Annotated in this window: 10 protein-coding genes; 5 read left to right on the top strand and 5 right to left on the bottom strand. The window is 36.0% G+C overall.

The features are described 5' to 3' along the window. Window positions 1-264: 264 nt before the first annotated feature. The 3 genes from FS608_RS31205 to FS608_RS09675 all read right to left on the bottom strand — a co-directional run bounded on the left by FS608_RS31205 (window position 265) and on the right by FS608_RS09675 (window position 3598). The gene (locus FS608_RS31205; protein WP_260871628.1) at window positions 265-723 is read right to left on the bottom strand and encodes a Gp49 family protein; all 459 of its coding nucleotides are present in this window, start codon (window positions 721-723) and stop codon (window positions 265-267) included. Window positions 724-1386: 663 nt separating this feature from the next. Next, entirely contained in the window at window positions 1387-2334 is a 948-nt protein-coding gene (locus tag FS608_RS09680; protein ID WP_144549376.1) for a response regulator, read from the bottom strand. Window positions 2335-2344: 10 nt separating this feature from the next. Then, entirely contained in the window at window positions 2345-3598 is a 1254-nt protein-coding gene (locus FS608_RS09675) for a sensor histidine kinase (protein ID WP_144549418.1), read from the bottom strand. Between the two features lie 378 nt (window positions 3599-3976). On the opposite strand from FS608_RS09675, the gene FS608_RS09670 reads away from it, so the two are divergent. Both FS608_RS09670 and FS608_RS09665 read left to right on the top strand, forming a co-directional pair. Next, complete coding sequence (locus FS608_RS09670; RefSeq protein WP_144549416.1) at window positions 3977-4957, top strand: glutaminase; 981 nt, start codon at window positions 3977-3979, stop codon at window positions 4955-4957. Between the two features lie 110 nt (window positions 4958-5067). Continuing rightward, window positions 5068-6501 carry an alanine/glycine:cation symporter family protein gene (locus FS608_RS09665; RefSeq protein WP_144549374.1) on the top strand — a complete coding sequence of 478 codons (1434 nt, stop codon included), beginning with the start codon at window positions 5068-5070 and terminating at the stop codon, window positions 6499-6501. Window positions 6502-6783: 282 nt separating this feature from the next. Here FS608_RS09665 and FS608_RS30150 read toward each other — a convergent pair whose 3' ends face one another. After that, window positions 6784-6942: a hypothetical protein gene (locus FS608_RS30150; RefSeq protein WP_186328661.1), complete on the bottom strand. Its 159-nt coding sequence runs from the start codon at window positions 6940-6942 to the stop codon at window positions 6784-6786. A 473-nt stretch (window positions 6943-7415) separates the two neighbouring features. Between FS608_RS30150 and FS608_RS09660 the strand changes: the two genes are divergently transcribed. The 3 genes from FS608_RS09660 to FS608_RS09650 are packed head-to-tail and all read left to right on the top strand — an operon-like array spanning window position 7416 to window position 11315. Beyond that, the gene (locus FS608_RS09660; RefSeq protein WP_144549372.1) at window positions 7416-8990 is read left to right on the top strand and encodes a spore germination protein; all 1575 of its coding nucleotides are present in this window, start codon (window positions 7416-7418) and stop codon (window positions 8988-8990) included. A gap of 26 nt (window positions 8991-9016) precedes the next feature. Next, a complete protein-coding gene (locus tag FS608_RS09655) occupies window positions 9017-10120 on the top strand; it encodes a spore germination protein (protein ID WP_144549370.1) in 1104 nt (367 codons plus the stop codon). After that, window positions 10104-11315, top strand: coding sequence for a Ger(x)C family spore germination protein (locus FS608_RS09650; RefSeq protein WP_144549368.1), 1212 nt, complete (start codon window positions 10104-10106; stop codon window positions 11313-11315). Before FS608_RS09655 ends, FS608_RS09650 begins: the two co-directional genes overlap by 17 nt. 86 nt (window positions 11316-11401) lie before the next feature. Here the strand turns inward: FS608_RS09650 and FS608_RS09645 are convergent, their stop codons facing one another. Continuing rightward, window positions 11402-11902 carry an acyl-CoA thioesterase gene (locus FS608_RS09645; protein WP_144549366.1) on the bottom strand — a complete coding sequence of 167 codons (501 nt, stop codon included), beginning with the start codon at window positions 11900-11902 and terminating at the stop codon, window positions 11402-11404. Window positions 11903-12014: the final 112 nt, after the last annotated feature.

The raw sequence follows: 12014 nt of genomic DNA, 5'->3' as shown, positions 1-12014 counted from the left end.
TCAAGATTTTATTACTACTATTTTACAACAAAAAAACTGTAGGCAAGCTCGTTTTTTTCGAGTTTGTCTACAGTCTGAGATATCCCTTTAACGGGATATCTCCTTTATATATATCATTGCACTTTTGCTTATCATATCCTTCTTTTCAAGAATTTCTGATTGTAACTTTTCTATATTACATTTCTATTTTTATTAACCGCCTCATCTGAATCGATTTTTTCTATTACTTCATTAGCTAAAAACTTTAGAAATTTTTTATTTTCCCTAATTCTTATTATCTGATTGTATCTCTACACTTTGAGTTTTGTAGGCTTCAAGCTCACTAATTCTATGTTTAATCCGTTCCAAACAAATCTGAGTGTTTGTTTCTTTGTTATAGGATGCCTCATCTACACTGCATATCGACTCGGTGATGATAAACCCATTGGGCAGCTTGACCGCAACCATTGTGCATCTTCCAAAAGCCTTAACAACTTTAACCTGAGATTTTTCAATCATTTCATTGATATCCGCTGGTACGCTAAGATTTATCATCAGTTCCTTTCCTTGTTGTTTCGCAATAAAGGCATCTGATGATGGTTCAAATGCCATTTCAAAGGCCTGCAATGTTGTTTCAATGACCTCATCATTGATGATATCCCTAATCTTCACTTTCCCATTCGCTGTGATTTTCAACAATTCCACTACACTATCTGGCGACCCCTTAAATTTGTATAATTTCAAATTCTTTCCCTCCACCATGCCTTCTTAAATAAACTTCCGTTAAACTAGTCTATTCAGCATGTAGAAAAGCTGTGAAACTTGAAAAAGAGATACTTTTTTCATGTTAATTCTTCCTCTATAAACTTTTTACAACTGGTTAATCTGTTGGGTAGCATCATCACCGATTAGATTGAAGCCATTGCTGTGGACCATTTGGATAAGTTTCTTCAATTAAGAAACTTCAATGGCCAATGATGAAATGTCACTTTTTTGGCACTTGGTCATAAAAAAAGACCAGTGCTCCCTGGTCTATGTACGATAAGAATTCCTTAGAACCCTTGATATGATTGAGTTAGCGGGACTGCGTGGGAATCGAACCCACCAGACCTGGCACGCAGGTCTCAAGCAGTTTTGAAGTTAGAGGCAAGATATCTTTTTTGGTTCCATAAACAAGTAATTGAGGAGGTTTATTCAACCCTCCTTCTTCTACCATTTTTCACCCAAAGGTAGCTTTTTCATAATTTAACCAGTGACCTTAACCCTGTCAATTATGAATTTACTTATAAGGATAATAACAGTTTAATTATGAAAATTATTGATATAATGAAGTTTTAATTAGATACTTTATGATTGAGTTTTTGTTCGGACTAATCTTACACAATTTCATTTTTTATCCAATAATAACTACCTATACTTAAATATTTCCTCTGAATTCAGGCGTTTCGCTTCATAAAAAAATACTTGAATGAATTTTTTGGTATTTACTCGAGTTTGAGTTGTTTGTATTGTTGTATTTTTTTGCAATTCCTTGATCCTTTGGTGGACGACGGTGAAATCAAAAAATTTTGAAGCATAATTTTCAAACTTTTGATTTGAAAAATCTGTTAAACCTAGAGACGCAAAATGATTTAACGAATGAGTAATCGCCCTGCGAATGCGTTGTTCGGAAGCTTTTATCTCTCGATTAATATCAACTTGTGAAGCTGATAGTCCAAGTTTTTTTTTCGATATTTGTACAAATATCTCTTTAAGGGTTGGAAAATGTTGTTCAAAAGTATGTGTAAGTTCATACTTAAATAAATATTGAAGAATTTCTATTAAATCTTTATGCCCATTTTCTCCTACGATCCCTAATTCAGCCAACAGAAATTCTCCGACCTCTAGAATTCTTTTTTCATTTAAAATATTGGATTTGTCAACTTTTGGCTGATTCAAATTTAATAAACTATTTAAAGAGGTTTGGATAACATTAATCGATCTTTCTAAATTGATTCGTTCCATTACTTTTCGAATAACTGTTAATACTTCAATCCGATTAATTGGTTTGCTAATATAATAATCGATTCCGTGAGAGAAAGCTTCACCAATTAGTTCTTTTGATTCAACTTGTGAAATCATGATAATTTTTCCAGAAAACTCACCTTTTATATGACGAATTGTTTCAATACCATCACGGATTGGCATTAATAAATCAATAAATAAAATATCAATTTGTTTTAAATTCAAAATGTGTCCTTCTAATAGGCAGCCATCTTCTGCTTCCCCTACCACTTCTCCCAGATCTTCGTCTTCAATTATTTGGCTTAAGATTGAATGAATAGCACTATCATCATCCGTTATAAAAAAACGCATGGAACCACCCTTACCCTTTCTGTATCAAATTCATTATTGGTAACTCGATTGAAAAAACAACGCCGTTGCCATGATTATTCTGGAATAGGATCTCCCCTCCAAGGTCTTTCACTACTTCTTTTACATATGAAAGTCCAATCCCTGTTGAAGGTGTTCCTAAATGATCATACTTCGAAGTAAATCCAGGCTGAAAGATAGCATTTTCATATTTTCCAGGGATGCCAGGTCCAGTATCAGCAACTTGAAATACAACAGTATCACCAAGTTCACGCAGACTTAAACGAACGCTTCCCTTTTCTATTATTGCTTCCACTGCATTCGCTACTAAATTATTGATGAGAGATAACACGGTATAAACATGATAATTGGGATGGTTCCCTTCTACGGAATATAAAAATTTAATCTCTTTTCCTAGTGAGTCGGCATATTTTTTATTTATTTGTATAATTAATTGAATTAATTCAGCAGCATTCATGTAGTCTTGAAAACTTTCATTCGTAATTAATTTTGAGAGCCCGGCAAAAATTCGTTGGTTATCTTTTTTAACTTCATGAATTTCACCAGCAATACGTAATAACTTTTGACTAAACTGCTGGTTTAAAACATGATGTCGTTGTTCCTGTTCTTTTAAATTGCGATATAAATGATAAGATTCCATTGTAATATTCTCTATATTTTTTAATGTTTTTTTTAAATAAACCTTTTCCTCATATAAATTGGAAATAAGCATGAACATGTGTTCATTTTGTTTTCTAATTTGTCTTTCCCTCTTCTGTACTTCATACAATTTCATCATATTGAAAAAGCTAAGAACAATAAAACTGTGGGTGAACGCGATCATGATGATCTCACTTATTTTCGTGAAGGTTATCGTTGTTTCTAATACGAAATATTGAATCATTAGTTCAAACATATCGGACAAAATTTCGATTAAAAGGCCAATAAATCCGATCATTAAGGGTCTATTTTGAAAGCGGTTGGTTTTCACTAAAAAAAACAGCAAAGAATAAGTGAAATAATAGAAAAAACTGGGATACTGGGCTTGGAAGGAGGATGTCCAATCAAAATTCTCCTGCTCAATAAGGTCTAAAAGAATACGAAAATGAACAACCGATGTTCCTGTTAAAAAGCCCGGTAAAACTGCTGGTGTTTTCTGCAGCAGTAACAATAAAAAGAAAAATGCCGGGGCACCTAAGCTTACTCGAAATGTTTCATTTAACGGATAAAACTTTATTTCACCTGCCAGTGGAACGGTTAATACCATTAGAACAAGAATATAGACGTCTTTTTTAACTATAGTACTTAGGTTCAAGGAGTCACCTCCCTAGTTTTATTTGAAATCAGTATACAGTCTCATCGACCTCAATACAACGCTAAAATGATTTATAAGAAATCTCTTACTAATTGGGCTCTTCCCATATTTGAAATATATTTTTTAGTTATTTTGTAGTTTTCCGTCAGATTATATAGTTCCAATCATAAATTAAAGCTAGGTTTTTTTTTGGAAATATTCTGAAAGCGCTTAAAGGTATTCAATTTTCATGTCTTATACCAGTCTATTATTATTTTTTCTGCAGAAGGTATTAAAGGCAGGAAGTTTTCATTCAAAAAATTAGAGAGGTGGAAGGATATGGCTGAAGGGATGATTAAAGACCAAAACGATAAGCTTTATAGCCAAAGGAATGCTTTCTTAGATGAATGGGTTGCACATTATAGATCCTTTGCTACTAAAGGGCAAACCGCCAATTATATTCCTGCTTTAAGAACGAAAAACGTATCGCATTTAGGCATTTGCATCATAAGACCGGATGGAACAGCGATAAAGTCAGGGGATTATGAAGTATCTTTCACATTGCAAAGTATATCAAAAGTGCTTAGCTTTATAGCCGCATGCTTGAGCTGTGGAATTTCTTATGTGTTAGAGAGAGTTGATGTAGAACCAACTGGGGATGCCTTTAATTCCATTATTCGTTTAGAAATGCATAAGACGGGAAAGCCGTTTAACCCAATGATTAATGCTGGGGCGATTACCATAGCTTCACTACTGCCAGGAGAAACTTCAAACAAAAAATTAGAAGTTCTTTATCAATTAATCGAAAAGCTGATAGGAAAACGTCCGGCTATTAATGAGGAAGTGTATCAATCTGAGTGGAAAACATCTTACCGAAATAGAGCTTTAGCTTACTATTTAAAGGAAACGGATTATTTAGAATCAGATGTAGAGGCAGCTTTAGAGGTTTACATGAAACAATGTTCAATAGAAGTAACCACAGAAGACATAGCCTTGATTGGACTGATTCTTGCACATGATGGATATCATCCTATTCGTCAAGAACAGGTCCTGCCCAAAAAAGTAGCTAAATTAGCCAAAGCCTTAATGCTTACTTGCGGAATGTACAATGCTTCGGGTAAATTTGCGGCATTTGTCGGGTTACCAGCAAAAAGTGGTGTATCTGGGGGCATAATGGCACTAGTTCCTCCAAACGTCAGAAGCGAACTGCCTTTTCAAGATGGATGCGGTATTGGTATATATGGACCAGCTATTGATGAATATGGGAATAGCCTAACAGGGGTTATGCTATTAAAACATTTAGTACACGAATGGGATCTAAGTATTTTCTAATAAGCATATACAGAAACTTTGCTTCTGCCAAGTAATAAAAGGAAGACACTAAGTCGCTAGATCTTTATTTTTTGATATCAAACTACTAAACTTTTACTGGAGTGATGCACATGCAACAATTACTACATGCCATTATTAGCTTTTCAAATGATTTTCTATGGTCAAAGTTATTGATTATTATGCTAGTTATATTCGGTCTTTATTTCACATTTAAATCGAAATTTGTACAGTTTCGAATGTTGAAAGAAATGGTCCGTGTTTTAATGGAAGGGAGAACTGGTTCTAAAGACAGCATTTCGCCATTTCAAGCGTTCTGTATTGGTATGGCTGCACGCGTTGGAACAGGTAATATTACAGGAATTGCGATTGCGATTGCATTAGGCGGTCCTGGAGCGGTATTTTGGATGTGGATTATTTCTATTATTAGCTCAGCATCCAGCTTTATTGAAAGTACGTTAGCACAAGTATATAAAGTAAAAGATAAAGACGGTTTCCGCGGTGGCCCATCCTATTATATGGAAAAAGGATTAAACAAACGTTGGATGGGAGTATTATTCTCCATTTTAATTACGCTTTCTTTCGGTCTTGTATTCAATTCTGTACAATCAAATACTGTTACACTTGCTTTTGAGAACTCATTTGGTACAGATCGTTTAACTGTAGGGATTATCATGGCACTTGCTTTCGCTGCGATTATCTTTGGCGGTGTGAAGAGTATTGCAAAACTGGCTGAATACAAGGTTATGCTTTTAGCTGTGTTATACATTGGTGTTGCATTCTTTGTAATAGCTACGAACATAACAAAAATGCCGGAAATTCTTTCTCTTATTGTTAAAAACGCGTTTGGCTTTGAACAAGTGGCAGGTGGTTCACTTGGAGCTGCGCTCATGAATGGAGTTAAACGTGGCTTATTCTCGAATGAAGCTGGTATGGGGAGTGCGCCAAACGTTGCCGCAACAGCAACTACAAGTCATCCGGTAAAACAAGGACTTATTCAAGCATTTGGCGTATTAATTGATACACTGATTGTCTGTACAAGCACAGCATTTATTATTTTACTTTCTGATGCTTACAAACAACCTGGGCTAAATGGTATTGCACTTACACAAGCAGCATTAAGTGAACATATCGGTTCATGGGCATCAGGCTGTCTTGCCATCTTTATTTTCCTTTTTGGATTCGGGGCGTTAATTGGTAACTATTATTATGGGGAAACAAACATTCGCTTTTTACATACAAGTAAAGCATGGTTGATGCTATACCGAATAAGCGTATTCGCCATGATTATATTCGGTTCAGTTGCAAAGATTCAACTTGTATGGGATTTAGCTGATTTATTTATGGGCTTCATGGTGATTGTAAACCTAATTGCCATTCTCCTATTATCAAAAGTAGCATTTAGTGCATTAAACGATTACATTAAACAGAAAAAGGATGGTAAAGATCCGGTATTTTATAAAGATACTATTAAGAATCATGAGAACATTGAATGTTGGGAACTCTCTCAAGTTGATTCAACCTTAGAAGAGGAAAAGGCCATATAATCATAAGACGTTTAAACACATTATGGTCTGAATATCTATAGATTTTTTCTGGTAGAATCCTGCATATCTCTCTAAAACAAATCCACTACTTTGACATTCAAGTAGTGGATTTCATTTATTTTAGTAAGCCTATCTAATTGTTGGTTTATTTTTATGACACCTAAAGCAGAGAACATCTCTTTCTTATTCCTATCTAAATTAAATAAGGAAAATGGACGAATCAAAAAGTAGAAAAACTTTGAATTTCGTCCCATTTTCCTTCTTGTTATCATGATAAGGTTCTTAAAAAGTAGCTGAAGCAAAACAATGATCATTAAAATAAATAATCTCGGAAAGAATCTTGCATCCTTTAATATTCTTGAAAGCTTCCCTTGCTTCTTTTTCTGTATCAAATTCGAACATCGACGTATTTTCGTTTGAATAGAGAGTGATTACCCACATTAAAAATTCCCCCAATAAAAGATTACTGTTCCTCTTTTCTCATTGACTGATAGATAATTTCTAATACTGTAGCTTTAAATTTATAATAAGACCTACACAATCAAACAGAAGAATACAAAACAACTTAAAAGTTTCAAAACATATTAGTGTTATATTAGTCATTAACAAAATCCAATGATCATCGTCTTTCAATGAAGAATGGCCAGAACAAAATTAAGACTCGATACATAAATTCCCTATATAAGGTAATATTACTAGTCGAGAAATGATTTTTTATAAATGTCAACATTCTACAGAAGATGCTCCTTATGTCAGCTGCAGGCATGGAACATTTATTAGGTGATAAATATGTGGACAACGATCGCTTCCTATCTTCCAGACTGGTATGTTTTTATGCAAGCTTTTATTGCGTTTTTCATCCCCTATTCTATCTCGAAATTTTTTAGTTGGATCATTACATTAGAGGAAGAGTGATGAGAATCTGGAAATCAAAGATCAGAAAAATAAGAAACCATACAAATGAAAGTGAAAAAAAGGAAGATTATAAGCCTTATAAATATCCAACAGGTCATTTTACGGGCGATTTTACCTTGGATTTGGAACTTATCAGGCAAGAAATCAGTCTTAACTCGGATGTGCACGTTCGGGAGTTTAGTATCGGGCGTACAGGCATTCGGTCGGCCATCATTTTTGTAGAAGGACTGTCCGATAAAGATCTCATCGACAAACATATTATGAAATCATTGATGGTTGATTTTTTCAACGAATTTAAACTGGAACCCCCTTATGTAAAAGGAACCATTTCAAAAGAGTTTATTAAAAATCAAATTCTTTCTATTAGTGAAATAAAAGAAGTCAATCATATTAAAGAGTTGATAGCAAAAATATTGACAGGTATGACAGCCCTTTTGATTGATGGACTATCAGATGCGTTCATTCTTGGTACAACCAAAGCAAACAAACGGAATATTGAAGAGCCGGTATCAGAAGCACTGGTCAGGGGTCCACGAGTTGGTTTTACTGAAATTTTATCCGATAATACCGCCCTTTTGCGACGCCATGGTGAAAACGTGAACTTAACATTAATAAAATTCCAAATAGGAAAACGGGCAAAAAAAGAATTGGCCATCGCCTATATGAATGAGATTGCTAACCCGGAATTACTAGAAGAAGTAAAGAAAAGAATTCAGAAGATCGATATGGATCATGTACCGGAATCAGGCTATGTAGAGCAACTGATCGAAGATAATTACCTTAGTCCCTTTCCGCAAGTACAAAGTACAGAGCGTCCTGACCGTGTAATCAGCGCATTGATGGAAGGACGAGTGGCAATCTTGTTAGATGGAACACCTTTCGCTTTGATCGCACCGGTTACGTTTAGTATGTTATTGCAATCGCCGGAAGATTATTATGAACGATGGATTCCCGGCTCCCTCTTCCGTCTTTTACGTTTTGGAGCAGCCCTTATTACATTGTTTGCACCTTCACTTTATATTTCTTTTATCTCGTTTCATCAGGGATTGATCCCAAGCAAGTTAGCCATTTCAATTACAGGAACTAGGGAAGGTGTTCCGTTCCCCTCACTAATAGAAGCATTGCTTATGGAAATTGCCCTCGAAATTTTACGGGAAGCTGGGCTGCGCTTACCTAAACCCATTGGCCCAGCGATGGGGATTGTTGGCGGACTAATCATCGGTGAAGCAGCCGTCCAAGCAGGGATTGTTAGTAATATTATGGTTATTGTAGTAGCAATAACCGCCATTTCTTCCTTTGCCATTCCGAGTTATAGTGCTGGGATCCCCTTGCGTATTCTTCGCTTTGTAGCCATGTTTGCTGCTGCATTGTTTGGATTGTACGGAGTTATTCTGTTTTTCCTCTTGCTTTGCAGTCATTTGGTGAAACTGAAGAGTTTTGGCGTACCTTATACCAGTCCTGCTGTACCTTATCGATTAAGTGACTTGAAAGATTTTATGATCCGCATGCCTATTCAGATGATGAAACGTCGTCCGAAGATGATGCATACGAAAGATCAATTTCGTAAAGGATAGCCTACTTCGAAGGAAGTGAACCCAAGATGATTCTTAGTCCCAAAGACCGAATAACCACTCCCCAAGCAGCTGTTGTCGTCATCAACTTTATACTTGGAACAGGGATCCTCACACTGCCCAGGGCATCTGTAGAAAAGGTAAAAACACCGGATGTTTGGATTACCGTTATTATAGGCGGACTAATCGCGATGATGGCTGGGGTTATGATTGTGAAATTAAGCCAACAGTTTCCCGAAAAAACTTTTTATCAATATAGTCGTATAATCGCAGGTAAATGGGTAGGCGGGCTTCTCAGTGTTCTTTTTATATGTTATTTATTAATAACTGCCGGGTTTCAAGTCCGTGCCATGGTGGAAGTAACAGGATTTTATTTACTGGAAGGCACCCCCGTTTGGGCAATTACTATGTCATTTATTTGGGTAGGTCTCTATTTGACCATTGGAGGCATCAACCCAATCGCACGGATGTTTGAAATTATTTTCCCTATAACGGTTATCCTTTTTTTGCTGGTTACCTTTATGAGTTTCGGAATATTTGAGATGGATAATCTTCGTCCAGTATTAGGTTTGGGAGTCATACCTGTACTAAAAGGGGTAAAGACAACGGCTCTCGCATATACAGGTTTGGAAATCATGTTGATCCTTCCGGCATTTATGATACATCCGGATAAAGCAGTAAAAGCTGTAGTAGTCGGAATAGCCATACCCTTAATTTTTTATGTAATAACCGTCATTATGGTTATCGGGGCGTTATCCGTCGATGGAGTGGTCACAAGAACGTGGCCGTCCCTTGAATTGATAAGAAGTTTTGAAATCCCCGGCTTAATCTTTGAAAGATTTGAGTCTCTTTTACTCGTAATATGGATCATGCAAATATTTGCTACATTTACCATCGCCTACTATGCGGCTGCTTTGGGACTGGCTCAACTCTTCAAAAAGAATATTCATCCATTTTTGTATGGATTACTTCCGGTTATTTACATCATTACGAGAATGCCGAAAAATATTAATGACCTATTTAAACTCGGCGATATGATTGGCAATGCCGCGTTATATTTATTTGGTTCACTACCGTTGCTGCTTCTCATTGTTTCAAGATGGAAGGTGGGAAAGCATGAAGCAAAGCAATAACAACGTACAGTCCCTCAAGGGTATACTTTCCATTCTATTACTCCTGTTTCTTACAGGTTGCTGGAGCAGTAACGAAATTGAAGAAATAGGTTTAAGTGTAGGTTTGGCATTAGATGAAGGAAAAGAGTCAACTCTTGAGAAAGAATTAGAGCAACAAGGAGGAGGATATAACCAAACAGAAAAAATAACCATGACTTATCAAATTGTTAACCCACAAGAAACAAGTTCAGAGAGTAAAGGCGGGGAATCACAACAAAAACCTTACTTGAATATTTCTGAAACCGGTGATTCCATCCATCAAATGAGTCGCGAATTTTCATTGAGAAGTGATCGCCCCATATTCAGCCCCCACCTTAAAGTGATTGTTATTAGTGAGGATCTTGTACGTAAGTATAGATTGGAACAATTAGTTGATCAACAACTTCGTGATAATGAAATTAGACCAAGCTGTCTTGTGTTCATTAGCAAGGGGCGGGCAAATGAGACACTAGAATCAAAAGGATCAGGAAAAATTCCAGCGTTCCGTTTGATTGGAATTTCAGATAATGAATATCGAACAACAAAGATTTTGCCCCCTATGTCACTTGCCAAATTAGAAGGCAAGATGCATTCTGGATCTAGTTTTCTTATGCAAAATGTTATTCCGACGAACGGAGAAGTTAAATTTTCAGGAGCTGCCGTGATTACAGGAAAGACAAAAAAGCTGATTGGTTTTTTGAATGAAGAGGAAATGGAAGGCTTAACGTGGATAACTGGAAAGGGAAAAGGCGGTTTGGTCAAAAGCTTTAATGCAGCGACAAATCAGCCAATCATTTACGAGGTAAAGACAATGAAAAGTAAAATTACACCTCATGTTAATGGGAACAACATCTCTTTTGATGTAAAAATCGAATCAGAAGGGCGACTTTCTGAAAATTGGGTGGTTACGGGGGAAACTTCTGAAAATAAATTTTTAAAAAGAGCTGAAAAAGCCGCTGAAGAAGAAGTAAAACGAATGGTAAATAATGTAGGAGAAAAAATGCAAAAGGATTACCAAGTCGACGTTGCCGGCTTCGGAAACCGATTGAGAATTGAACATCCTAAAGTATGGGAAAAAGTCAAAAAAGATTGGGACCAAACATTTAGTGAAGTTCCAATTGAATACAACGTGAAATTAACTATTATGGATTATGGATCGTCAAGCTTCAAAAATTGAGATTGTTAAGAGTAGCAATAGTTAGAAAAAGAAAAAAGCCTGATCCTAATTGATACAGGCTTTAAACTTTTATGTTAATTCAAGAGCTAATTTGTAGTTAAAAATGAGGCTAGTTCTTTACTTTTTTGTTTTCTTTCTTTGCGCATTCTTGTTCGCGCTGGAGCAGTTTCGTGTAATTTTCTCTCTTCTTTTGTTTCCGGAATAACTTGTGGAACACGCGTTGGGCGTTCATGTTCATCAAGTGCAACAAATGTTAAGAGGGCAGTCGCTGCCATCTTACGCTCACCGCTTTTTAAGTCTTCTGCAATAATTTTTACAAATACCTCCATTGATGAAGTACCTGTCCATGTCACATACGATTCGAAACAGACTGAATCTGTTGGTCGAATGGGATGTAAAAAGTCAACTGAATCTGTTGAAGCCGTGACACATTCCCTTCGACTATGACGCGCTGCGGAAATGGAAGCGATTTGATCTAAATCACTCATTAACCGACCACCAAATAAAGTATTGTGATTATTTACATCGTTTGGGAATACACGACTAGTTCGTATCACTCGTGATTCTTTACAGTATTTTACTTCCATACATACATCTCCCTAAAACATATCAATCTGTTTACGTTATATTTACATCATTACAGGGTTATCCTCTTCCTACCTAAAAACAAAAACCCGAAATTTAAGCGTTTTCACATTT

The sequence above is a fragment of the Bacillus sp. X1(2014) genome (assembly GCF_007678255.1).
Note: the sequence above shows the minus strand (reverse complement) of the source record. Positions and strands in the feature narration are given on the sequence as shown.